The sequence below is a fragment of the Prauserella shujinwangii genome, from assembly GCF_003001955.1.
Lineage (GTDB): Bacteria > Actinomycetota > Actinomycetes > Mycobacteriales > Pseudonocardiaceae > Qaidamihabitans > Qaidamihabitans shujinwangii.
On record NZ_PVNH01000002.1, the window covers coordinates 445,151 to 467,769 of the forward strand.

A 22,619-nucleotide genomic window follows, 5' to 3' on the forward strand; every position below is an offset into this window, starting at 1 on the left:
TTCAGTCGTGGTGGTGGGGAACTCAGCCGGGTCGTGAGTGGTTACCCGTTTTAACGACCGATAACCACTCACCACCCGGCTGCGGCTCTCCGCAGCCGGGTGTGCGGCTACTAGCTCGCCGCCGTGTCCTCATCCTCCCTGATCAAGGGGTACACACCGTTCTCGTCGTGGACCTCTCGCCCGGTCACCGGCGGGTTGAACACGCAGACGGTCTTCATGTCCGTCTTCGGCCGCACCTGGTGCTTGTCGTGCTTGTCGAGCAGGTACAGGGAGCCCGGCTTCAGCTGGAACGTCTCGCCGGTCTCCTTGTTGGTGATCTCGCCTTCACCCTCGTAGACGAACACCGCTTCAATGTGGTTCGCGTACCAGAAATCGTTCACGGTGCCGGCGTACAACGTCGTCTCGTGCACCGAGAACCCGGCCTTCTCCTTCGCGAGAATGATCCGCTTGCTACGCCAGTTCGGGGTTTTGATGTCGGCGTCGGTGTCGGTGATCTCGTCGAGGGTCCGGACGATCAAAGCACTCTCCTTCGGTATTTCGGCGGCCGGGCTCAGTGAGACAGCACGGCCTTGACGGACTCCGTGATGATCTCAAGGCCCTGCGTGAACTCGGCGTCGGTCGTCGTCAGCGCGGGCAGCAGCTTCATCACCTCGCCGTCGGGGCCGGAGGTCTCCATCAGCAGGCCGCGGTCGAACGCCGCCGCGCAGACCTTGCCCGCCAGCTCCCCGTTCGGGAACTCCAGGCCCCTGGCGAGCCCGCGGCCCTTGGCGGTCAGCTGCGCGTCCGGGTACTCCCGCGCGATCTCCTCCAGCACGGCGCCGACGCGCTCGCCCTTGGCCTTGGTGGACTTCTCGAGCTCGTCGTCGGCCCAGTACGTCCGCAGCGCCTCGGTGGCCGTGACGAAGGCCGGGTTGATGCCGCGGAAGGTGCCGTTGTGCTCTCCCGGCGACCACACGTCCAGCTCCGGCCGGATCAGCGTCAGGGCCAGCGGCAGCCCGTAGCCGCCGATCGACTTCGAGAGGCACACCATGTCCGGCTCGATGCCGGCCTCCTCGAAGCTGAAGAACGGGCCGGTGCGGCCGCAGCCCATCTGGACGTCGTCGAGGATCAGCAGGATGTTGTGCCGCTTGCACAGCTCGGACAGGCCCTGCAGCCACTCCAGGCGCGCGGCGTTGATGCCGCCCTCGCCCTGGACGGTCTCCACGATCACCGCGGCGGGCTCGTTGAGCCCGCTGCCGGAGTCCTCCAGCAGCCGCTCGAAGTAGAGGAAGTCGGGATAGGTGCCGTCGAAGTACCGGTCGTACGGCATCGGGGTGGCGTGGACGAGCGGAATGCCCGCGCCGCCTCGCTTCATCGAGTTGCCGGTGACCGACAGCGCCCCCAGCGTCATGCCGTGGAACGCGTTGGTGAAGTTGATCACCGACTCCTTGCCGGTGACCTTGCGCGCCAGCTTCAGCGCGGCCTCGACCGCGTTCGCGCCACCGGGACCCGGGAAGATCACCTTGTAGTCGAGATCGCGCGGCTGGAGAATCACCTCGTTGAGGGTCTCCAGGAACTCACGCTTCGCGACGGTGAACATGTCGAGCCCGTGGGTCACCCCGTCGCGGGAAATGTAGTCGATCAGCGCTTTCTTCAGGACCGGGTTGTTGTGCCCGTAGTTGAGCGCCCCGGCGCCGGCGAAGAAGTCAAGGTATGCCTTGCCGTCCTCGGAGTAGATCCAGCTGCCCTGAGCCCGGTCGAACACGACCGGCCAGCCCCGGCTGTAGCTGCGCACCTCGGATTCGAGCTTTTCGAAGATGCTCACCCTTGCTCCGTCTCCTGCATCGCGGGCGAATTCTCGGTGTGTTCCTTCACCCGGGCGGCCTTCGTGCGGCCGCCGTGGTCACGTGCTTTTCTCGGTTGTCGCGTGCGCACGAACGAGCGGGCCGATACGGAACAGGTCCTCCGGTTCGTGCTCGTCCGGAAAGTCACCGGCGGCGAACAGTCGCGACCGTTCGAGCGTGGCGTCCCACCGCTTCGCGAAAGACTCGAACAGCCGGATCGACGCTTCGTTGTCCGGCGTGATGGTGGTGTCCAGATACCGCACCCCCTCCTCGACGAGGCGGGCGAACAGGGCGTCGAGCAGCTTACCCGCGAGTCCGCGACCACGCTGGGAAGCGTCGACCGCCACCTGCCACACAAGACCCGACTCGGGCCGGGACGGCCTGCGGTAACCGAGCACGAAGCCGACCACCTCACCGTCGACGCGCGCGACGACCGAAGTGTCCGCGAAATCGTTACACCACAACAGGTACGCGTACGACGAGTTGAGATCAAGCTTTTGTGAATCACGCGCTATCCGCCAGAGAGCGGCGCCGTCGGACTTGGACGGGCTTTCGATCACCACGTCACCGGCCGCCTGTTTGTCGCCGTTGGCACGCTCCGTGTGCTTTCCGGACATATCTGCATAACCTAACAGAATATTTTGGCCGGTTCAGCCCGCGCGCAGCGCCGGCAGGCGACCTACCTGCAACGACGACGAAACACCTGTGACAATCCCTACACGAATGTACCGATCATCGACACGAATGTGCTACCCGCGCAGCACGGTACGACCGCCGACTGTACGGCGGCAGGGACTTCACAAGGTAGTGGCAGCGGCCCGGTTTCGTAAGAGGGCGAGCGAGCGAACACGGAGCGTCACCGAGTGTGGGTGGCGGTCAGCTTCCGGGTCTGCTCCCGCAGCACCTCGACGACGCGGCCGACGTAGTCGGCGATGACCCGCTGCTCCGCTTCGTCATAGCGCGAGACGACCGCTTCCATGGCCGCGGCGAGCCCCTGGAACACCTCGGACCGCGCGCCGTCGCCCGTGCCGGAGACACGGACCCGCCTGCGGTCCGCCGGATCGGTCTCCCGGCGCACGAGGCCCGCCCGCTCCAGCCGGTCGATCATGCCGGTGATCGCGCCCGGGGTGAGCCCCGTCGCCTCCGCCAGCTCCCCCGCGGACATCGGCCCGCGCCGGTCGAGGAGAGCCAGCGCCCGCTGGTCACCCGCGCTGACTCCGAGCCGTGCTCCCACCGCCTCGTGGAACATGACGACCGCGGTACTGAGCTCGCGGCCGAGTTCCGCGCCCCGGTGCCCCTCTCCCGTCACTCCGCGCACTTTACCCACCTCGCGATTTAGTTTATTTTAGTGAAATAAATCAACTGACTGGGGGTGTCCGGGATGAGGCGATACGGCTGGCGCGAAGAGCTCCGGGTGGCGGCCGAGGTACCCAGATGGGCGTGGCGGTGTTACCGGCGTCACCTGCCGGTCATCGCCGGGTTGTCCCTCGTCGCGTCCGTGCAGCGGGTGGTCGTGGTCGGCTTCGGCGAGCACGTTCCGGCACTGGCCGCGGGGCTGTCGGAGGCCCTCGTCGTCGTGGTGCGGCTGGCCCTGCTCGCGCTGATCACCCGCTGGGCACTGCGCGGCGTGCCGACGTCCTGGGCGAACGTCAACCGCTTCGTCACGGCCCACTGGCCGAGCCTCGTCATCCAGACCGCGTTCCTCGGCGCGGTCTACCTGGTCTTCGGCGTCGTGGCCGAAGAGCTGGTGCTGAAGCTGCTGCCGGCCTCGGCTCGCGACGCCTATCTGAGCGCCCTGCTGTTCGTGAAGAACCCGACGATCATCGCCTTCACGTTCGTCTGGGTCGTGGGCATCGTCAGGCAACTGCTCTGTGACCGGGAGCAATCCCCGGTGGACGTGCGACGATGACCTCATGTCGCGAACCCTGCACCTCACCGGCGACCCGGACGCCGACCGGCTGCTGTCCGACGATCCCCTCGCCCTCCTCGTGGGGATGCTGCTCGACCAGCAGGTGGCGATGGAGGTCGCCTTCGCGGGGCCGAAGAAGATCGCCGACCGGCTCGGCGGCTTCGACGCGCACCGCATCGCGTCCCATGATCCGGAGAAGTTCGCCGCGCTCTGTGCCACGCCGCCCGCCGTGCACCGCTTCCCCGGGTCGATGGCCAGGCGGATCCAGGCGCTGTGCGAGTACGTCGTCCAGCACTACGACGGTGACGCCACGGCGCTGTGGACCGACGGCGACCCGGACGGGCGGGAGGTGCTGCGCAGGCTGAAAGCCCTGCCCGGCTACGGCGACCAGAAGGCCAGGATCTTCCTCGCGCTGCTCGGCAAGCAGTACGGCGTGCGGCCCGAGGGCTGGCGGGAGGCCGCGGGCGCCTACGGTGAGGACGGCGCGCGCCGGTCGATCGCCGACGTCGTGGACGAGCGGACGCTGAACGAGGTGCGCAGCTTCAAGAAGGCCGCCAAGGCCGCGAAGAAGAGCGGCTGACGCCACGGCCGCCGCCCCAAGGCCCCAAGGCCCCAAGGCGGCATTCGGGCGGCTCGCCCGAATGCCACGTTCGGGAAACGGCCCGTCAGCGGGCGGACGCCGCGAGCTTCTCCTCGACGGCTCCGGGCAGCTTCTGCTCGAGAAACCGCGCCATCTCCTCCTCCTGCTGGAGGATGCCGCGCAGCCGGTCGGCGATCTCCCGCTCGCCGATCCGCTCGGCGGCGTCGATCAGCGCGCGGTAGGTCGCGATCTCGAAGTGCTCGGCCGCGTAGTCGGCGATGGCGTTCTTCACCATCGTGTCGCCCGCGGGACGGCTCGCCTGGCCCTGCATCGCGCCGAACATGGTCGCGAACGCGCTCTTGACCCCGGAGACCTGGCCGCCGAGCGCCTCGATGCACTCGCGCACGATCTGCGCCTGGCCCCTGGTCTCCTCGATGTGCCGCTCGATGCGGGTCTGGACCTCCTCGTTCTCACCCTGCGCGTCCTGGGCGTGCCGCTGGAGGGTCTCCTCGAGCGCCTGCTCCATGGCGTAGGCGTCGTTCAGCCAGTTGATCACCTGCTCGCGGTGGCTCATCGCGCGACTCCTTCCGCGTGTCGACTGCCTCCGTTCGCAGGCCTACCCACCGGCGCGACGGGCTACCCGACCGCGTGCGCTCGTGAGTGGGAAACGTTGTTAGAACCACGTTTCTCACTCACGAGGGCGAGGGAAAAGGGTGAGGAACCAGATCGCCGTGTCGCGGTCCCCGCGCACCCGCACGGTCCCGTCCCGCTCGGCGTCGGCAGGCCGGCGGCGGCCGAAGACCAGGGAGCGCAACGTCGGCGCGTCGGTGTCCACGACGGCAGCGGGATCTCCGGCCGCCTCCCGCCGCACGGCGAAATCGCCGTCGGCGACCTCGGCGCGGTAGGCGTCGCCGTCGAGCCGCAACTCGACGACCGCGCGCCGTCCCGCCGCGGCCGCCGGGTCGAAGGTGGTGCGCAACGCGAGCAGCAGGGCGTCGGTGCTGAGCTCGGCGGACGACCGGAGCTCGGTCCTGCTGCCCCAGCGGGCGAGCTCCACCAGAACCGGTTGGAGGCCGCGACCGCGTTCGGTCAGCTCGTACACCTGCGCACCGGACGGCGGGCCGAGCCCGGCCCGGCGGACCACACCCGCGTCCCCCAGCTCCCGCAGGCGCTGGGAGAGCACGTTCTGGCTCAGTCCGGGCAGCCCGCGGCGCAGGTCGGCGAACCGTTTCGGGCCGAGCAGCAGCTCGCGGACCACCAGCAGTGCCCACCGCTCACCGACGAGGTCGAGCGCCCGCGCGAGCCCGCACGGATCGTCGTACGTACGCATACTTTCGAATATAGAGCAACTGGTGTTAATTTAGGACCGACCTGGTGACGTGAGGAGGTCCCCATGGCCACGTTCGTCCTGCTGCACGGAGCCGGCTCCGACTCCTGGTACTGGCACCGCGTGCTGCCCGAGCTGCGCTCGCGCGGACACGACGTGGTGGCCCCCGACCTGCCCTGCGACGACGACTCCGCCGGCCTCGCCGAGTACACCGACGTCGTGGTGGACGCCATCGGCGACCGCAAGGACGTCGTGCTCGTGGCGCAGTCCATGGCGGGGTTCACCGCGCCGCTGGTGGCGCACCGCGTGCCGGTGGAGCTGATCGTCCTCGTGGCGGCCATGGTCCCCGCGCCGGGCGAGGCGCCGGGCGAATGGTGGGCCAACACCGGACAGCCGCAGGCCGAGCGGGAGCTCGCCGAGCGGCAGGGCCGCGACCCGGACGCGCCGTTCGACCCGTTCGTCACATTCCTGCACGACGTCCCCGAGGACGTGCTCGCCGAGAGCGGCGCGCACGTGCGGGACCAGTCGGGCACGCCGTTCGAGCGACCGTGGCCGCTCGACGCGTGGCCTTCGGTCCCCACCCGGTTCGTGCTCTGCCGTGCCGACCGGTTCTTCCCCGCCGCGTTCCAGCGCCGCGTCGTGGCCGAACGGCTGGGGATCGTCCCCGACGAGCTGGACTGCGGGCACCTGCCCGCGCTCGCCCGGCCGGTCGAGCTGGCCGACCTGCTGCACGGCTACTGGACCGGCCTACCCGACCGCGCACGCTCGTGAGTGGGAAACGTCGTGAGAACCACGTTTCCCACGCACGAGGCCGGGGTCAGGTCAGCAGTAGCACCAGCTGCACCTGCAGCTCGCCGAACAGCGCCCCAAGCAGCGCACCGGTGGCGATGAGGATCCACTCGTCCTGCTGGAACGCCGGCCGCAGCAGCCCCTCGAACTCCTCGTCGTCGAGCTCCCGCATCTTCGTGACGAGGACGTTGCGGATGTCCATCGCGTCCTCGGCGTAGTCCTCGATGTAGCGCATCGTGTCGGGCAGCCGCGCCATGATCTGCTCGGTGATGCGGACCTTCATCTCCTGGTACCGCCTGCTGCCGACCGCCAGCACCACGAGCGGCTTGGCGATGCTCGTCTGCTTGGCCAGCTCGGCGTCGACCTGCCGCTGGATGAGTGCGACGACCTTGTCGGACAGCGGCCCGCGCAGCACCGCCTCGATCACGTTGCGGGGGGTGATGATCTCCCTGGCGATGAGCTCGGCGTAGGCCTCGGACACCTCGGCCCGCCGTCGGAGAAAGAGGCCCTGCCACTCGAACAGCCCGAGGTACCGCACCGGCCGCTTCGGATGGAAGATCATCTTCAGCGCGAGCCAGTCGGTGAACCAGCCGATGAACAGGCCGAACAGCGGCATGATGATCGGGATCTTGAACAGCACCCAGACGACCATCTGCACAACGCCGATCACCGCGCCGAAGTACAGACCCGACCTGGAGATGAACCGGAACTCCTTGCGGCCCGCCTCCAGGAAGATCCGGTTGAGCAGTTCCTTGTCCTTGACCAGGCTGGTGACGACCATGTCCTTGAGGTCGAACACGCTGTCCACGTCGCGCTTGATGGCGTCCAGCACCGTGGCCACCATCCGCGGGGCCTCCGCCTGGACCCGGTGCACGATCAGCCGCTGGACCCTGCCCGGCAGTGACTCCCACAGCCCCGGCTGATAGCGCGCGGCGGTCTCGCGCACGATCTCCTCGGTGGCGGCGAGCAGCGGCTTCTCGATCTCCTTGGCGATGCGCTCCGGGTCGAGCCGGTTCACCACGTCGCGGGGCCGGACGAGCTGGCGGGTCATGGTGTCGCACGCGATCCCGGCCATGCGTGCCGCGCGCTTCGGCACGATGCCCTGCCAGCCGAGGAACGGCTTGACGCCGACGAACTCCAGCGGCCGGAACATCATGCGGATGGCGACCAGCTTCGTCACGTAGCCGATCAGCGCGGCGGCCACCGGAATGGCGCAGTAGACCGGCCAGAACCGGGCGAAGTCGGCCACGACGGCACGCAGGTACTCGCCCATCCGCCACCACCCGTCGTCCTGTAGGGGGCCACACCGAGGGGTGACATGATCACACGGCGGGGCGGCTCACGCACCTGCTTGCTGCGGCATTTGCCCAGCTAGCGGCGTTATCGGGTGGGGTCGCAGGCCTGCCAGAAGCCGACGCCGAGCGGAGAGACGCGGACGGTCGCCCTGATGTGCTTGGGCCGTCGCACGAGCTGCTCGGCCGCGCGCACGACCTCGTCGGTCATGAGGATCTCGTACTGGGTGTCCAGGGCGGGCAGCTCCTCGTCCGCGTCGGCCAGCCCGAGCGCGAGCAGCCGGGTGACGTAGGCGGGCACGTGGTCCGGCAGCGAGACCCCGGCGACCTTGCCGACCGTCGAGGCGTTGCGGAGCACGATCCGGCCCGCGCCGCCCAGACTGGTGCGCTCCGCCACGTGCAGCAACGGGAACGGCGCGCCGTCCGCGAGCGCCGACACGATCCGCGCTTCGTCGGGGGTGAGCTGCCGGAGGATGAGCGCGTAGAGATAGTCGCGGGCCTGCGCGCGATCGAACTCGACCGAGCGGTTGAGCAGCTCCGCCATCGCGGAACGCAGCGGCTCCGGCCGCCCACGCGGCGTCACCGCGAGGACACCCTCCGCGCCGACCTGGGCGTTGGCCGGGTGCGGCGCTCCGGGCACGTTCGCCGCCGCGGCCTGTCCGAGCGCGACGAGGTACGGGTCGTCGGCGGCATCGAGCCGCCTGCGCAGCTCGGCCAGCGCCGCCTTCTCCAGCGACCGGAGTCCGCGTTCGGCGGTGTCCGCACCGGGCAGCCGCCTGCCCAGCGTGCGCCCCGTACGGGCCGCCCAGCCCGCGACCCTGCCCGCCCGCCGCACCAGGTCCTCGGAATCCACGGCTTCCTCCTCGACGTACCGCGCTGATGCTACCCGCGGGTATCTATCGCCCGCCGTCGCGCTCGTCGTCGAGGAATCCCCACTTCTCCAGCGCACCACGGATGAACTCCGCACCGATGCTGTTGGCCTCGTCGGCGTTGCCCTTCACCCGGCTGGGCGCGTCGTCGGGTTCCGTCACCACCCGGTCGCGCTCCGCGTGCGGGTGCTTCCAGTGCCCGGAACAGCCGTTCGGGCAGGGCATCTCGATGGTGCGCAGGGTGTTCGGGCCCTGCGGTTGCTGCCAGGACAGGGTTCCGGTGCCCGCGCACAGCGAGCAGTCATCGCTTGGGGACCTGGCCGAGCCCTCCGCAGTTGCCACAGGGGTCCTTCCGGTTGGGTGCGAGCCCCGAGCCATGGCATCTCGGGCAGTCCACCATGTCGCCGAAGTTCATCGCCACACTCCCCAGCCCCACCGAGAACGCCGAACATCGAACCGACCGCGCTCATTCTGGCATTTCGGCGGACGATTTTCCGCATCCACGGCGAATTCGTGACCAGGGGCGGCTCAGCCCCGCAGCCAGGCCTTCGCGGCCGCGAAACCGTCGACGGTGATCTGGTGACCACCCGAATGGCGGTGGGTTGTCACCTCGGCGGAACGCTTTCGGAGCAGCGCGATGAACTGTTCGGTCGAATCGAGGGGGGCCATGGGATCCCGTTCACCGTTGGCCAGGAAAACCCGCGTGCCGCTCAGGTAGTGCGCGGGCGGATCCGGCGCCGGCAGCATCGCCGCGAACAGCGCGGCCTCCCGCAGCACGTCCGGCCGCAGCAACGTCACCGCGCCCGCGATGTTGGCCCCGTTCGAGAAGCCGACGGCGACCAGCCGCCGCCCGGCCAGCCCGTAGTGTTCCCGGGCCGCGACGACGAAGTCGGCGAGCTGGCCCGCCCGCACGACGACGTCGGCGTAGTCGAACACGCCCTCGGCCAGGCGGCGAAACCACCGCCTGGCCCCGTGCTCGGACACCGGCCCCGCGGGGGCGAGCAACGGCGAGCCCGGGCTGAGCTCCTTGCCGAGGTCCACCAGATCGTCCGGACCGCCGCCGGTACCGTGCAGCAGCAACAGCACCGGCGCGTCCTGGTCGCCCTCGTGGAACGTGTGCTCCAGCGGAAGTGTGTCCATGGTGCTCACGCGCGCACCGGGTTGTTCTCGGCAGGCAGGTCCAGCTCCGGCAGCGCGGCCTCGATCTGCGCGCGGTTGGGCTCCAGCCACGGCGGCAGCTTGAGCGCTCGGCCCAGCTCCAGCAGCGGCTCGTCGATCGAGAAGCCCGGCGCGTCGGTGGCGATCTCCAGGAGGGTGCCACCCGGCTCCCGGAAGTAGATGGAGCGGAAGTACTGCCGGTCCATGATCGACGTGACGCCGACGCCCCGGCCGACCAGCTCCTCTCGCCAGGCCGCCTGCGTCTCCTCGTCCGGGGCGCGCCAGGCGACGTGGTGCACGGTGCCGCCCGCGACCAGACCGCGCGGGGCGTCCGGGGTCACCAGCACGTCGACCAGCGCGCCGGGGCCGCCATCGCCCGCCTGGAACCGGAAGCGGTTGCCGTCCTCGCCGGCGAGGGTGAGGCCGAGGCCCTCGGTCAGCATGCCCGCGGTGGCGTCCTCCCGGTGCACCGACAGCGTCACCGAGTGCAGACCACGGATGGCGTGCTCACCGGGGACCAGCGGGGTGTCCCACGGGTCGCGGGGGTCGCCCTGCGGGTGGGCCACCAGGGCGAGCTGGAGCCCGTCCGGGTCGCGGAAGGTCAGCACGTCCTCCTCGTCGCGGTTGGTGACCCTGCCGGTCGCCACGCCCTGCGCCTCGAGGTGGTCCCGCCACCAGCCGATCGAGTGCTCCGGCACGGAGAAGGACGTGGTGGTCGCCTGCCCGGTGCCGATCCGGCCGCCCGGCACGTCGCGCCACGGGAAGAACGTCATCAGCGTGCCCGGCCTGCCGGACGTGTCGCCGTAGTAGAGGTGGTACGTGCCCGGGTCGTCGAAGTTCACGGTGGTCTTCACCAGCCGCAGCCCGAGTGTGCGCAGGTAGAAGTCCGCGTTGCGCTGCGGGTCCCCGCCGATGGCGGTGACGTGGTGCAGCCCGCTGGTCTGGAACGGCATGGCTCTCTCCTTCGGAGCGGATGTGTTCACGCTAATCCGCAAACCTCTTCCTCGCAAGATATATTCCCGCGAGAGGACTGCGCTACACTCGCCCGCGTGCCGAAGGAACCTGACGACGACGAGATCGTCACGTGGTGGGGGCTGGTGATCGAGGGCTACGTCGCCACCCAGGACCGGCTGATGGGCGAGATCGCCGAGCGGTTCGGACTGGCGCCCGCGTCGTTCGACATCCTGGTCCGGCTCATCCGCTCGCCCGGCCACCGGATGCCGATGACCCGGCTCGCCAGGGAGGCCGCCCTGTCCAGCGGCGGGTTCACCAAGGTCGCCGACCGGCTCGCCGCCGCCGACCTGATCCAGCGGCTGCCCAGCCCCGAGGACAGGCGGGTCACCTACGCCTGCCTGACCGAGCACGGCAGGCAGGTCGCCGAGGAGGCCCGCAAGGCGTGTGCCGAGATCCTGCGGCGCGCTGTGCTGGAACCGCTGGGTCCCGCCGCGTCGGAGAGCCTCGCCGAGGCGATGCGCGTTTTGCGCGCGGTGAACGGCCGCGAACCCTCCTGACGGAACCGCGGAGCCGCGACGCGGACGGCGCTGGCCAAATGCGTAACACATCGGTTACGCTTCTTCCATGCGAGCCGCCGCTGCCGTCGCCGATCCCGTCCGGAGGGACATCCTGGTCCTGCTGCGCGAGGGACCCCGCGCGGCGGGCGAGATCGCCGAGCGCTTTCCGGTCAGCAGGCCCGCGATCAGCAGGCACCTGCGGGTGCTCCGGGAAAGCGGGCTGGTGCACGCCGAACTGACCGGGCGGCAGCGGGTCTACACGCTCGACCCCGGCCCGCTCCGCGAGCTCGCGGCCTGGCTGGCCCAGTTCGAGTCCTCGAACACCTGGGACCAGCGACTCGACGCACTGGAGACCGAGGTCCACCGCGCCCGGCGCGACCGCGCCCGGCAGCGTCGCCCCGAGCGGCGTGACGACAGCGAGGAGAACACGGCATGACTCCCACCGGCAGGCTGCTCCGCACGACGGGCGGCTACGACCTCGTGTTCAGCAGGACGTTCCGCGCCCCGGCCGACGACGTCTGGGCGAGCGTCACCGAATCCGACCGCACCGCACGGTGGTTCGGGCCGTGGCAGGGTGACGCCGCACCCGGCCGGACCATCAAGGTGCAGATGGCGGCCGAGGAGGGCACACCATGGTGCGACATGCGGGTCGAGGCCTGCGAGCCACCCCACCGCCTCGCGGTGTCGATGACCGACGAAGCCGGGACCTGGCACCTGGAACTGCTGCTCACCGCCCGCGACGGCACCACCGAGCTGCGGCTGGTCCAGCACCTCGACAGCACGGACGGCGTCGGCGAAAGCGGGCCGGGCTGGGAGTACTACCTCGACCGGCTCGTCGCCGCCAGGACGGGCACGCCGCCGCCCGACTTCGCCGACTACTACCCGGCGCAGCGGGCGCACTTCACGGACCAGGCGGCAGCGCTGGGGAGCTGAGAGGCCGGCTCCGGCGCGGGACCCCAGGCTGGTAGCCAGGCGCCCACGAGCGCTCGTGAGTGAGAAACGTTGTTCTTACCACGTTTCTCACTCACGAGGGGCCGGGGCTCAGGCGTCGTAGTCGACCATCACCTGGTCGGTGACCGGCAGCGACTGGCAGGTCAGCACGAACCCGGCGGCGACCTCGTCCTTCTCCAGCGCGAAGTTCCGGCGCATCGCCACCTCGCCCTCGGTCACCCGCGCGCGGCAGGTCCCGCACACCCCGCCCTTGCAGGCGAACGGCAGGTCGGGCCGCGACCGTTGCGCACCGTCCAGCACCGGGGTGTCCTTGGCGACCACGACCGTGGTGAGCCGCCCGTCGAGCTGCACGGTCAGCTCGGCCGTCTCCCCGGTGAGCGCCGCCTCCTCGTGGCGCACCGGCTCTGGCGGCAGGTCGTCCACGAAGAACAGCTCCTGGTGCACCCGCTCGCCCGGCACCCCGTGCGCCTCCAGCACGTCCTGCGCGTCGGTGACCATGCCGTACGGTCCGCACAGCCACCAGTGGCCGACGCGGTGCGGTTCGGGCAGCAACCGCAGCAGCGAGGTCAGCTTCTCCGCGTCGAGCCGGCCGGTGAACAGCTCGGCCTCGCGCGGTTCGCGGGAGAGCACGTGCACCAGCTCCAGCCGCGCGGGATAGCGGTCCTTCAGGTCGGCCAGCTCGTCGGCGAACATCACGGTGTCGGTGCGCCGGTTGCCGTACAGCAGGGTGACCGTGGTCGCCGGGTTGCGCAGCACCGACGCCGCGATGGACAGCACCGGCGTGATGCCGGAACCCGCGGCGATCAGCACGTGGTGCGCGGGCACGTCGACGTCGGGCGTGAAGCCGCCCGTCGGTGTGCCCACCTCGATCCGGTCACCGGGCCGCACCTCGTGCACCAGCCAGCCGGAGAACAGGCCGCCCGGCACCTCCCGTACGCCGATGCGCGGCTTCGCCCCGGCCGGAGCGCAGATCGAGTAGTTCCGGCGCTGTTCCTGGCCGTCGATCGTGCGCCGCAGGGTCAGCGACTGGCCTGGCGCGAAGTCGTACTCGGCGGCGAGCTCGGGCGGCACGTCGAACGTCACCGCGACGGCGTCGTCGCACAGGCGGGTCACCTCGGCGACGGTCAGGGTGTGGAACGCCGTGCGCGCGCGTGGCTTGGCGGGTGCGGACACTAGATCTCCTTGACGTGCTCGAACGGCTCCGCGCACGCCCGGCAGCGGCGCAGCGCCTTGCAGGCCGTGGCGCTGAACCGGGACACCTCCTCGGTGTCCGCGGAGCCGCATCGGGGGCAGCGCACCGCGCGGACGGTGGGGCCGAGGGTCAGCGGCACCGGGCCGGTGCCCGCGCGCGGCGCGGCACCGGGCGGGGCGATACCGGCCTCGGCGAGCTTGCGGCGCCCCTCCTCGGAGATCCAGTCGGTGCTCCACGGCGGGTGCAGCACCGTGCGGACCTCGACGTCGGGGTATCCCGCGCGCTGGAGCTCGTGCACCAGGTCGTCGCGCATGGTGTCCATCGCGGGGCACCCGGTGTAGGTCGGCGTGATGGAGACGACGACCTTGCCGTCGATTTCGGACACGTCGCGGAGCACGCCGAGGTCGGCCAGCGTCAGCATGGGCAGCTCGGGGTCGGTCACCGTCTCGGCGACCGCCCGCGCGTCCCGCAGTGCCGTCACCACGTCGCCTCCGGATGTGCCCTGGCCACGCTCTGCAGTTCGGCCAGCAGGTAGCCCATCGCCTCGGTGTGCACACCGTCGCGGCCTGCCCGGCCGGACACGCCCGGCACGCTCGGCACCTCGGGCAGGGTCAGCGTGGCCGCACCGAGCACCTGCCCGATGACGTCGTCGAACTCACCGCGAGTGCGCGAGGGGTCGACGCCCACTCCGGCCCGCGCCAGGCTCAGCTCCACCGGGTGCGGGGTGAACAGCTCGTCCACATAGGGCCACACGGTCGCCAGCCCCTCGGTCATGCGCTCGTGCGAGTAGTCGGTCCCGTCCCCGAGTCGCACCGTCCACTGTGCCGCGTAGTCGCGGTGATAGGTGACCTCCTTGACGCCCTTCGCCGCGATCGCGGACAGCACCGGGTCGCGGGAGCCGGTCAACCGGTGCAGCAGCGCCAGCCGCCACGTGGACAGCACGAGCAGCCTGGCGGTCAGCTCGCCGAAGTCGCCGCGCTCCAGCTCGGCGAGCCGGACGTTGCGGAACTCGTGCTCGTCGCGGAAGAACGCGTAGTAGTCCTCGCCGTGCTCACCACCCTCGGCCCGGCCCGCGCGGGCCAGCAGCAGCCGCGCCTGGCCGAGCAGGTCGAGTCCGATATTGGCGAGCGCGACCTCGTCCTCCAGCTCCGGCGCGTTCGTGCACCACTGCTGCAGCCGGTGCGAGAACACCAGCGCGTCGTCGCCCAGCATCAGGCAGTACGCGGCCAGCTCCGCGGCGTCCACCCCGTCCGGGATCGTGGTGTCCACTCCGGACAGCGGGTCCTCGAAACCCGTGCCGAACGCCCACCGGGAGCTGTTCTCCTCGGTGATCGCCTCGTAGGCGTTGTCAAAAGACACAGCAGGACCCCCTTTCACATGTGGGGGACATCGTCGGGGATGTCGTAGAAGGTGGGGTGCCGGTACACCTTGTCGCCGCTGGGCGCGAAGAACGGGTCCTTCTCGTCCGGGCTGGACGCCGTGATGTCGGCGGCCTTCACCACCCAGATGCTGACGCCCTCGTTACGCCGGGTGTAGAGGTCACGCGCGTGGTGCAGCGCCATCTCGTCGTCGGCGGCGTGCAGTGAGCCGACGTGCACGTGGTTGAGCCCCCGCTTGCCCCGCACGAACACCTCGTACAGCGGCCACTCGCTGCTCATGCCGCCTTCTCCCTGCCCCGGCGGGACTTCGCGGCATGCGCGGCCGCCGCCTCGCGCACCCAGGCGCCGTTCTCGTGCGCGGCGCGGCGGTGGGCGACGCGTTCCGCGTTGCACGGGCCCGCGCCGGAGAGCACCCGCTTGAACTCGGTCCAGTCGATCTCGCCGAAGTCGTAGTGCCCGCGCTCCGGGTTCCACCTCAGCTCGGGGTCGGGCAGCGTGACACCGAGCGCCTCGGCTTGCGGCACCGTCATGTCGACGAACCGCTGCCGCAGCTCGTCGTTGGTGTGCCGCTTGATCTTCCACGCCATTGACTGCGCGGTGTTGGGCGAGTCGGCGTCCGGCGGCCCGAACATCATCAATGAAGGCCACCACCAGCGGTCCGTGGCGTCCTGCACCATCCGCCGCTGCTGTTCGGTGCCCTTCATCATCGTCATCAGCAGCTCGTAGCCCTGCCGCTGGTGGAAGGATTCCTCCTTGCAGATCCGGATCATGGCCCGCGCGTACGGCCCGTAGCTGGAACGGCACAGCGGGACCTGGTTGCAGATCGCGGCGCCGTCGACCAGCCACCCGATCACGCCGACGTCCGCGAAGTTCAGTGTCGGGTAGTTGAAGATCGACGAGTACTTCTGCCTGCCGGTGACGAGCTTCTCGGTCAACTCGGCGCGGTCGGCGCCCAGCGTCTCGGCCGCGGAGTACAGGTAGAGCCCGTGCCCGGCCTCGTCCTGCACCTTCGCCAGCAGGATCGCCTTGCGCCGCAACGAAGGCGCCCGGGTGATCCAGTTGCCCTCCGGCTGCATGCCGATGATCTCCGAGTGCGCGTGCTGCGCGATCTGCCGGATCATCGTCTTCCGGTAGCCCTCCGGCACCCAGTCCCTCGGCTCGATCCGCGCATCGCGGGCGATCGTGCCCTCGAAGTGCCGCTCCAGGTCGGGCTCGGACAACGTGGCGGTCATCGGGTGTCCTCCTTCGCGACGAGCGTCAGCACGTCGTACTTCGCCACCGACTCACCATCGGCGTTGGTGACGTCGGTGTCCCAGCGCACCTCGCCGTAGTCGGCGTTCTCCCTCGGGGTGATCTGCTTGCACGTCAACGTCACGGTCAGCTCGTCGCCCGGCTTCACCGGGGTGAGGAAGCGCAGGTTCTCCAGCCCGTAGTTGGCCAGCACCGGTCCCGGCTCGGGCGAGACGAACAGCCCCGCGGCGAACGACACCACCAGGTAGCCGTGCGCCACGATGCCGCCGAACAGCGGATTCTCCCGCGCCGCCGCCTCGTCGGTGTGGGCGTAGAAGGTGTCGCCGGTGAACTCGGCGAAGTGGGCGACGTCCTCCTCGGTGACCCGGCGCGGCCCGGCCACCACGCTGTCCCCGACCCGCAGCTCGGCCAGCGACTTGCGGAACGGGTGCACGTCCTCGGTGTTGCGCGGGGCGCCGGGCACCCAGCGGCCGGTGACGGCGGTCAGCACCTTGGGGCTGGCCTGCACGGCCGTGCGCTGCATGTGGTGCAGCACGGCGCGGATGCCGCCGAGCTCCTCGCCGCCGCCCGCGCGGCCGGGGCCGCCGTGGACCAGGTTCGGCAGCGGGGAGCCGTGCCCGGTGGATTCCTTGGCGTTGTCGGCGTCGAGGACGAGCAGCCTGCCGTGCCACGGCGCCGCGCCGAGCACCACGTCCCGCGCGAACCCGGCGTCCCCGGTGACGACCGAGCCGGCGAGGCTGCCGAGACCGCGCGCGGCGAGCTGGATCGCGTGGTCGGTGGACCGGTAGGGGATGAGCGTGGACACCGGCCCGAACGCCTCCACCTCGTGCGGTTCGGCGCGTTCGGGGTCGTCGCAGCGCAGCAGCACCGGCGAGACGAACGCACCACGCTCGGGGTCGGCGTCGACCGCGTCGACCCGCTCCGGGTCGCCGAACACGATCGAGCTCGCGTCCAGCAGCGCCTTCAGCGAGCGGCGCACCTCCTCGCGCTGCTCCAGGCTCGCCAGCGCGCCCATGCGCACGTTCTCGTTCGCGGGGTTGCCGACGGTGACCTTCCCGAGCCGCTCGGTCGCGGCCGCCGCGACGTCGTCCATCAGCTCGGCGGGCACCAGCGCGCGCCGGATGGCGGTGCACTTCTGCCCCGCCTTGACGGTCATCTCGGTGACCAGCTGCTTGACGAACAGGTCGAACTCCGCGGTGCCCGGCGTGGCGTCCGGGCCGAGGATCGAGCAGTTCAGCGAGTCGGCCTCGGCGTTGAACCGCACGGAGTTCCGCACGATCGCCGGATGCGCCCGCAGCCGCTGCGCGGTGCTGGCCGACCCGGTGAACGACACCAGGTCCTGCGCTGTCACGTGGTCGAGCAGGTCGCCCGCGCCGCCGCAGACCAGCTGCAGTGAGCCCTCGGGCAGCAGCCCGGACGCCACGATCAGCTCGACCAGGCGGTGGGTGAGGTACGCGGTCTGGCTCGCGGGCTTGACCAGGCTCGGCACCCCGGCGAGGAACGCGGGAGCGAACTTCTCCAGCGGCCCCCACACCGGGAAGTTGAAGGCGTTGATCTGCACCGCGACGCCCCGCAGCGGCGTGCACACGTGCTGCCCGGTGAACGTGCCACCCTTGCCGAGCGGCTCGGGCGGCCCCTCGACGAGGTAGGTGTCGTTCGGCAGCTCCCTGCGGCCCTTGCTCGAGTAGGCGAACAGCACGCCGATGCCGCCGTCGATGTCGAACTTCGAGTCGCCGAGGGTGGCGCCGGTGCGCGCCGAGAGCCGGTACAGCTCCTCGCGGTGCTCCCGCAGGTGGGAGGCCAGCGCCTTGAGCAGGGCGGCACGCTGGTGGAACGTCAGCTCGCGGAGGGCGGGCCCGCCCACCTCGCGGCCGTAGGCGAGCGCCGCGCCCAGGTCGAGGCCCTTCGCGGAGATCCGCGCGACCTCCTCCCCCGTCGCGGCGTCGTGCAGCGGGGTGCCCTCGTCCGCCGGTGCGCGCCAGGCGCCCGAGACGAAACTGCGCAGCGAACCCATCAGGGCCGACCTCCTCGTCGAGCCGGAATAACCAACCATTCGTTCGGTAATTCATGATACAGTTCGAGCCCACAGAGGCAAGGTCGGCTCGTGGAGGTCACGACTCGTGGGCAACGCCGCTTACGACATGTTCGCCGTCGACGAGGCTTCGCGCGCGCTGGGCATCGAGCTCGTCGACGCGGGCGAGGGGCGCGCGGTGTGCGCGATGACGGTCACCGCGACGATGGTCAACGGCCACGACATCGTGCACGGCGGTTACGTCTTCCTCCTCGCCGACACCACGTTCGCCTGCGCATGCAACAGCCACGGCCCCGTCACCGTCGCCTCGGGAGCCGAGATCTCGTTCGTGACCTCGGCCCGCCTCGGCGACCGGCTGGTCGCGACGGCCGAGGAACGCACCCGCTACGGGCGCAACGGCATCTACGACGTCACCGTGCACCGTGCGGACGCGGCCGGGCGCACGGTGATCGCCGAGTTCCGCGGCCGCAGCCGCGTGATCGGCGGAACCGGAAACGCCGGAAACACGGACAAGGGAGTCACGTGACCGATCTCGACCCCACCGAGCGGCTCCACACCGAGGAGCTGCGCGCACTGCAGCTGGAGCGTCTGCAGTGGACACTGAGGCACGCCTACGCCAACGTTCCGCTCTACCGGAAGAAGTTCGACGACGCCGGGGTCCACCCCGAGGACTGCCGGTCGCTCGCCGATCTCGCCCGGTTCCCCTTCACCACGAAGCAGGACCTGCGCGAGGCCTACCCGTTCGGCATGTTCGCGGTACCGCAGGAGAAGGTGCGCCGGATCCACGCCTCCAGCGGCACCACCGGCAAGCCGACGGTCGTGGGCTACACGGAGAACGACCTCGGCCACTGGGCGGACGTGATGGCGCGCTCGATCCGCGCCGCGGGCGGGCGGCCGGGGCACAAGGTGCACGTCGCGTACGGCTACGGCCTGTTCACCGGCGGCCTCGGCGCGCACTACGGCGCCGAGCGGCTGGGCTGCACGGTGATCCCGGCGTCCGGCGGAATGACGGCGCGGCAGGTGCAGCTGATCAACGACTTCCGGCCCGAGATCATCATGGTCACGCCGTCGTACATGCTCACGCTGCTCGACGAGTTCGAGCGCCAGGGCATCGACGCGCGCGGCAGTTCCCTGCGGGTGGGCATCTTCGGCGCCGAGCCGTGGACCGAGCGGATGCGCGCCGAGATCGAGGAGCGCGCGGGCATCGACGCCGTGGACATCTACGGGTTGTCCGAGGTGATGGGCCCCGGGGTGGCGCAGGAGTGCGTGGAGACCAAGGACGGCCTGCACGTCTGGGAGGACCACTTCTACCCCGAGGTGATCGACCCGGTCGACGAGCACGTGCTGGGCGAGGGCGAGCACGGCGAACTGCTGTTCACCTCGCTCACCAAGGAGGCGCTGCCGATCATCCGCTACCGGACGAGGGACCTGACGCGCCTGCTGCCCGGCACGGCGCGGCCCGCGTTCCGGCGGATGGAGAAGGTGACCGGCCGCAGTGACGACATGATCATCCTGCGGGGCGTCAACCTCTTCCCGACACAGATCGAGGAGATCGTCCTGCGCACCGACGGGCTTTCCCCGCACTTCCAGCTCGTGCTCTCGAAGCAGGGGCACCTCGACCATCTCACCGTGCGGGTGGAGGCCACCGCGGACACGCCAGCCGAGCGCAGGGAGAGCGCCGCGCAGGAGATCGTCACGCGGGTCAAGGACGGCATCGGCGTCACCGTGGACGTCGCCGTCGTGGATCCCGACACGCTGGAGCGGTCGATGGGCAAGATGCGCCGGGTGATCGACGAGCGCGCCGGTTGAGATACTGCGCCCCATGACCGCGGAACCGCAGGTCCACCCACGCCGCCGGGGCAGGCCGGGATACGACCTGGAGTCGCTGCTGCTGGTCGCGGTCGAGCTGTTCAACGAGCGCGGCTACGACGGCACCAGCATGGAGGACCTCTCCCGCAAGCTCGGCATCACCAAGTCGGCGATCTACCACCACGTCTCCAGCAAGGAGGAGCTGCTGCGGCTCGCCGTGGACCGGGCGCTCGACGGCCTGTTCGGCATCGTCGCCGAGGCCGAGGCGGTGCCGGGACCCGCCGTCGAGCGCCTGGAGTACCTGGTGCGCGGCAGTGTCGGGGTGCTGGTCGACCGGCTGCCGTTCGTCACGCTGCTGCTGCGGGTGCGGGGCAACACGAAGGTGGAGCGGGCCGCGCTCACCCGCAGGCGGGAGTTCGACCGGATCGTCGCCGATCTCGTGGCGCAGGCCGAGCAGGACGGCGACATCCGGCCGGACGTCGACCCCGCCGTCACCTCCCGCCTCCTGTTCGGCATGGTCAACTCCCTCATCGAGTGGTACCGGCCGCGCCGGTCGGCCGGAACGGACATCGCCGACGCCGTGGTCAAGATCGCCTTCGACGGGATCCGCGTGCGCGCCCCGTAAGGGCGAATGTCACGGGGCGTGTCGCCTCTTTCATCGACAGTGAAGGCGTGAGTAAGGTAAGACTTGCCTCACCTGCTTGCCGCCTGTCGGACCGAGGAGACCCGTGACTGCCGCTTCGACCGTGGCCGAGTCCGTCGGCGAGTCCGTGCTCGACTGCGTCGGTGGAACCCCCGTCGTCGCACTGCGCAGGCTGTTCCCCGGACCGGATGTCGAGGTCCTCGCCAAGCTGGAGCTGATGAACCCGGGCGGGAGCATGAAGGACCGCTCGGCGCGCTACATCGTGGAGAGCGGGCTGCGGGACGGCACCATCCCGCCCGGCTGCCGGCTCGTCGAGAGCAGCTCGGGCAACTTCGGCATCGCGCTGGCGATGGCGGCCAGGGTGCACGGCCTGGAGTTCACCTGCGTCGTCGACCCGAAGACCACGAAGGCCAACGTCGCGATCCTGCGCCGCCTCGGCGCGGACGTCGAGACCGTGTCCGAACCGGACGAGTCGGGCGGATATCTCGGGACCCGGCTGCGCCGGGTGCGGGAGCTGCTGGCGGCCGTGCCCGGCTCGGTGTGGGTGAACCAGTACGCCAACGACCGCAACTGGCAGGCCTACTACCACGGCACCGGCGCCGAGCTGGCCGAGCAGCTGGCGCACCCACCCGGCTACCTCTTCGCGGCGGTGAGCACCACCGGCAGCATCCTCGGCTGCGCGCGCCGCCTGCGGGAACGCTTTCCCGGGCTGCGCGTGGTCGCGGTCGACGCCGCGGGATCGGTGGTGTTCGGCGGCGCCCCGGGACACCGCGAACTGCCCGGGATCGGCTCCAGCCGCGTGCCCGAGCTGTGCCGTCCCGACGAGGTGGACGAGGTGGTGCACGTCGACGACGTCGACGCCGCCCTCGGCTGCCGCGAGCTGCTCGCGACGGAGGGCATCTTCGCGGGCGGCTCGTCCGGGTCGGTGGTCGCCGCCGTCGCGCGGACGCTGCCCCGGCTGCCGAAACCCTGCCGCGTCGTGGCGATCCTGCCCGATCGCGGCGACCGCTACCTGGATCTCGTGTACGACGACGACTGGCTGGCCGCCGCGCGGGCGCGCCGCACCGAACACCGAGGAGACTGAACCGGCCGTGGCCTCCGACAATCCCCGACTGCTCTACCTGACGCGCGGCGACATCACCGCGGTCGGCGGTGCCCACTCCGAGCTGTACGTCACGGCACTGCGTGACGCGCTGGTCGCGCACGCCGAGGGCGCCACCGTGCAGCCGCTGAAGCCGTACCTGCGCACGCGCGGCAAGGAAGGGCACATCGCCGACCGGATCATCGCGATGCCGGCGCACGTCGGCGAGCCCGGCATCTCCGGTCTGAAGTGGATCGGCAGCAAGCACGACAACCCGGCGTCCGGGCGGGAACGGGCCAGCGCGGTGATCGTGCTCAACGACCCGGAGACGAACTACCCGGTCGCCATCATGGAGGGCGCGCTGATCAGCGCGTGGCGCACCGCGGGCGTCACCTGCCTGGCCGCGCGGCACCTCGCGCGGGACGGGTTCACCGACGTGGCGCTGATCGGCTGCGGGCTCATCGGCGGCACCCAGCTCGCGGCCCTGCTGGAACAGTTCCCCGCCATCACCACCGTCCACCTCTTCGACACCCGGCCCGAGGCGGCCGCCACCCTCGCCGACCGGTTCGGCGAACGGGTGACCGCCCGCGTCGCCGGGAGCGCCGAGGACGCGGTGCGCTCCGGTGACGTCGTGGTGCCGTGCACGGTGACCGACCGGCCCTACCTGGAGTTCGACTGGCTCAAGCCGGGTGCCTTTCTCGCGAACGTGTCCATCATGGACGTTCACAAGGACGTGTTCCTGCGCGCGGACAAGGTGCTCGTCGACGACTGGGAGCAGAGCAACCGGGAGAAGAAGGTCATCAACCAGCTCGTGCTGGAGGGGCGGTTCTCCCGCGAGCAACTGCACGCCGAGCTGGGCGAGGTACTGGCGGGCACCAGGCCCGGCAGGGAGACCGACGACGAGATCGTGCTGCTGAACCCGATGGGCATGGCGGTGGAGGACATCGCGTGCGCCGGGGAGGTCTACCGCCGCGCCCGCCTGCACCACGTCGGCACCTGGCTGGACCTCTACTAGTGGTGGGC

Annotated in this window: 28 protein-coding genes; 11 read left to right on the forward strand and 17 right to left on the reverse strand. The window is 70.5% G+C overall.

Going from position 1 to position 22,619, the window contains the following annotated elements; genetic code table 11:
• Positions 1-110: 110 nt before the first annotated feature.
• From B0I33_RS05465 to B0I33_RS05480, 4 genes are all read right to left on the reverse strand, one after another.
• Positions 111-518 carry an ectoine synthase gene (locus B0I33_RS05465; RefSeq protein WP_106177419.1) on the reverse strand — a complete coding sequence of 136 codons (408 nt, stop codon included), beginning with the start codon at positions 516-518 and terminating at the stop codon, positions 111-113.
• A gap of 32 nt (positions 519-550) precedes the next feature.
• A complete protein-coding gene (ectB, locus tag B0I33_RS05470) occupies positions 551-1,804 on the reverse strand; it encodes a diaminobutyrate--2-oxoglutarate transaminase (RefSeq protein WP_106177420.1) in 1,254 nt (417 codons plus the stop codon).
• Positions 1,805-1,882: 78 nt separating this feature from the next.
• Positions 1,883-2,440: a diaminobutyrate acetyltransferase gene (gene ectA / locus B0I33_RS05475; protein WP_106177421.1), complete on the reverse strand. Its 558-nt coding sequence runs from the start codon at positions 2,438-2,440 to the stop codon at positions 1,883-1,885.
• A 239-nt stretch (positions 2,441-2,679) separates the two neighbouring features.
• Entirely contained in the window at positions 2,680-3,132 is a 453-nt protein-coding gene (locus tag B0I33_RS05480) for a MarR family winged helix-turn-helix transcriptional regulator (RefSeq protein ID WP_245900455.1), read from the reverse strand.
• A gap of 72 nt (positions 3,133-3,204) precedes the next feature.
• Between B0I33_RS05480 and B0I33_RS05485 the strand changes: the two genes are divergently transcribed.
• Together B0I33_RS05485 and B0I33_RS05490 are read left to right on the forward strand one after the other, a co-directional pair.
• The gene (locus B0I33_RS05485; protein ID WP_106177422.1) at positions 3,205-3,732 is read left to right on the forward strand and encodes a hypothetical protein; all 528 of its coding nucleotides are present in this window, start codon (positions 3,205-3,207) and stop codon (positions 3,730-3,732) included.
• 4 nt (positions 3,733-3,736) lie between these two features.
• Complete coding sequence (locus tag B0I33_RS05490; protein ID WP_106177423.1) at positions 3,737-4,312, forward strand: HhH-GPD-type base excision DNA repair protein; 576 nt, start codon at positions 3,737-3,739, stop codon at positions 4,310-4,312.
• A gap of 85 nt (positions 4,313-4,397) precedes the next feature.
• On the opposite strand, the gene B0I33_RS05495 is transcribed toward B0I33_RS05490, so the two are convergent.
• Both B0I33_RS05495 and B0I33_RS05500 read right to left on the reverse strand, forming a co-directional pair.
• Positions 4,398-4,886, reverse strand: coding sequence for a YciE/YciF ferroxidase family protein (locus B0I33_RS05495; RefSeq protein ID WP_106177424.1), 489 nt, complete (start codon positions 4,884-4,886; stop codon positions 4,398-4,400).
• Between the two features lie 114 nt (positions 4,887-5,000).
• Positions 5,001-5,642 (reverse strand): winged helix-turn-helix transcriptional regulator, encoded by a 642-nt coding sequence (locus B0I33_RS05500; protein ID WP_106177425.1) that lies wholly within the window; start codon positions 5,640-5,642, stop codon positions 5,001-5,003.
• Positions 5,643-5,705: 63 nt separating this feature from the next.
• On the opposite strand from B0I33_RS05500, the gene B0I33_RS05505 reads away from it, so the two are divergent.
• Entirely contained in the window at positions 5,706-6,410 is a 705-nt protein-coding gene (locus B0I33_RS05505) for an alpha/beta fold hydrolase (protein ID WP_106177426.1), read from the forward strand.
• Positions 6,411-6,456: 46 nt separating this feature from the next.
• Here B0I33_RS05505 and B0I33_RS05510 read toward each other — a convergent pair whose 3' ends face one another.
• The 5 genes from B0I33_RS05510 to B0I33_RS05530 all read right to left on the reverse strand — a co-directional run bounded on the left by B0I33_RS05510 (position 6,457) and on the right by B0I33_RS05530 (position 10,700).
• Entirely contained in the window at positions 6,457-7,701 is a 1,245-nt protein-coding gene (locus B0I33_RS05510; RefSeq protein WP_106177427.1) for a DUF445 domain-containing protein, read from the reverse strand.
• A 107-nt stretch (positions 7,702-7,808) separates the two neighbouring features.
• A complete protein-coding gene (locus tag B0I33_RS05515; RefSeq protein WP_219927134.1) occupies positions 7,809-8,573 on the reverse strand; it encodes an Abi-alpha family protein in 765 nt (254 codons plus the stop codon).
• A gap of 43 nt (positions 8,574-8,616) precedes the next feature.
• Positions 8,617-8,931, reverse strand: a complete 315-nt coding sequence (locus B0I33_RS05520) for a hypothetical protein (RefSeq protein ID WP_181193184.1) — start codon at positions 8,929-8,931, stop codon at positions 8,617-8,619.
• Between the two features lie 186 nt (positions 8,932-9,117).
• On the reverse strand, positions 9,118-9,729 hold the full coding sequence (locus B0I33_RS05525; protein WP_106177683.1) for an alpha/beta hydrolase: 612 nt from the start codon (positions 9,727-9,729) through the stop codon (positions 9,118-9,120).
• A 5-nt stretch (positions 9,730-9,734) separates the two neighbouring features.
• Positions 9,735-10,700, reverse strand: a complete 966-nt coding sequence (locus B0I33_RS05530; RefSeq protein WP_106177428.1) for a ring-cleaving dioxygenase — start codon at positions 10,698-10,700, stop codon at positions 9,735-9,737.
• A gap of 96 nt (positions 10,701-10,796) precedes the next feature.
• On the opposite strand from B0I33_RS05530, the gene B0I33_RS05535 reads away from it, so the two are divergent.
• The 3 genes from B0I33_RS05535 (at position 10,797) to B0I33_RS05545 (ending at position 12,191) form a co-directional block, all read left to right on the forward strand.
• A complete protein-coding gene (locus B0I33_RS05535) occupies positions 10,797-11,258 on the forward strand; it encodes a MarR family winged helix-turn-helix transcriptional regulator (RefSeq protein ID WP_106177429.1) in 462 nt (153 codons plus the stop codon).
• 67 nt (positions 11,259-11,325) lie between these two features.
• A complete protein-coding gene (locus B0I33_RS05540; protein ID WP_106177430.1) occupies positions 11,326-11,694 on the forward strand; it encodes a metalloregulator ArsR/SmtB family transcription factor in 369 nt (122 codons plus the stop codon).
• Positions 11,691-12,191, forward strand: coding sequence for an SRPBCC family protein (locus B0I33_RS05545; protein WP_106177431.1), 501 nt, complete (start codon positions 11,691-11,693; stop codon positions 12,189-12,191). Before B0I33_RS05540 ends, B0I33_RS05545 begins: the two co-directional genes overlap by 4 nt.
• Before the next feature lie 108 nt (positions 12,192-12,299).
• Here B0I33_RS05545 and paaE read toward each other — a convergent pair whose 3' ends face one another.
• The 6 genes from paaE to paaZ are packed head-to-tail and all read right to left on the reverse strand — an operon-like array spanning position 12,300 to position 18,045.
• Positions 12,300-13,382 carry a 1,2-phenylacetyl-CoA epoxidase subunit PaaE gene (gene paaE, locus B0I33_RS05550; RefSeq protein ID WP_106177432.1) on the reverse strand — a complete coding sequence of 361 codons (1,083 nt, stop codon included), beginning with the start codon at positions 13,380-13,382 and terminating at the stop codon, positions 12,300-12,302.
• A complete protein-coding gene (gene paaD, locus B0I33_RS05555; protein ID WP_106177433.1) occupies positions 13,382-13,885 on the reverse strand; it encodes a 1,2-phenylacetyl-CoA epoxidase subunit PaaD in 504 nt (167 codons plus the stop codon). The genes paaE and paaD overlap by 1 nt, the downstream gene beginning before the upstream one ends.
• Entirely contained in the window at positions 13,879-14,760 is an 882-nt protein-coding gene (gene paaC, locus B0I33_RS05560) for a 1,2-phenylacetyl-CoA epoxidase subunit PaaC (protein ID WP_106177434.1), read from the reverse strand. The genes paaD and paaC overlap by 7 nt, the downstream gene beginning before the upstream one ends.
• Positions 14,761-14,774: 14 nt before the next feature.
• Positions 14,775-15,059, reverse strand: a complete 285-nt coding sequence (gene paaB, locus B0I33_RS05565; RefSeq protein ID WP_106177435.1) for a 1,2-phenylacetyl-CoA epoxidase subunit PaaB — start codon at positions 15,057-15,059, stop codon at positions 14,775-14,777.
• Positions 15,056-16,012, reverse strand: a complete 957-nt coding sequence (paaA, locus tag B0I33_RS05570) for a 1,2-phenylacetyl-CoA epoxidase subunit PaaA (protein WP_106177436.1) — start codon at positions 16,010-16,012, stop codon at positions 15,056-15,058. Before paaA ends, paaB begins: the two co-directional genes overlap by 4 nt.
• The gene (paaZ, locus tag B0I33_RS05575; protein ID WP_106177437.1) at positions 16,009-18,045 is read right to left on the reverse strand and encodes a phenylacetic acid degradation bifunctional protein PaaZ; all 2,037 of its coding nucleotides are present in this window, start codon (positions 18,043-18,045) and stop codon (positions 16,009-16,011) included. Before paaZ ends, paaA begins: the two co-directional genes overlap by 4 nt.
• 127 nt (positions 18,046-18,172) lie before the next feature.
• Here paaZ and paaI point away from each other — a divergent pair, with 127 nt between their 5' ends.
• From paaI to sbnB, 5 genes are all read left to right on the forward strand, one after another.
• Positions 18,173-18,589 carry a hydroxyphenylacetyl-CoA thioesterase PaaI gene (gene paaI / locus B0I33_RS05580; protein WP_181193201.1) on the forward strand — a complete coding sequence of 139 codons (417 nt, stop codon included), beginning with the start codon at positions 18,173-18,175 and terminating at the stop codon, positions 18,587-18,589.
• Positions 18,586-19,872, forward strand: coding sequence for a phenylacetate--CoA ligase PaaK (paaK, locus tag B0I33_RS05585; RefSeq protein ID WP_106177439.1), 1,287 nt, complete (start codon positions 18,586-18,588; stop codon positions 19,870-19,872). The genes paaI and paaK overlap by 4 nt, the downstream gene beginning before the upstream one ends.
• A 13-nt stretch (positions 19,873-19,885) precedes the next feature.
• The gene (locus B0I33_RS05590; RefSeq protein ID WP_106177440.1) at positions 19,886-20,497 is read left to right on the forward strand and encodes a TetR/AcrR family transcriptional regulator; all 612 of its coding nucleotides are present in this window, start codon (positions 19,886-19,888) and stop codon (positions 20,495-20,497) included.
• Between the two features lie 103 nt (positions 20,498-20,600).
• Entirely contained in the window at positions 20,601-21,599 is a 999-nt protein-coding gene (gene sbnA, locus B0I33_RS05595) for a 2,3-diaminopropionate biosynthesis protein SbnA (RefSeq protein WP_106177441.1), read from the forward strand.
• A gap of 7 nt (positions 21,600-21,606) precedes the next feature.
• Positions 21,607-22,611, forward strand: coding sequence for a 2,3-diaminopropionate biosynthesis protein SbnB (gene sbnB / locus B0I33_RS05600; protein WP_245900456.1), 1,005 nt, complete (start codon positions 21,607-21,609; stop codon positions 22,609-22,611).
• The last annotated feature ends 8 nt before the right edge of the window (positions 22,612-22,619 follow it).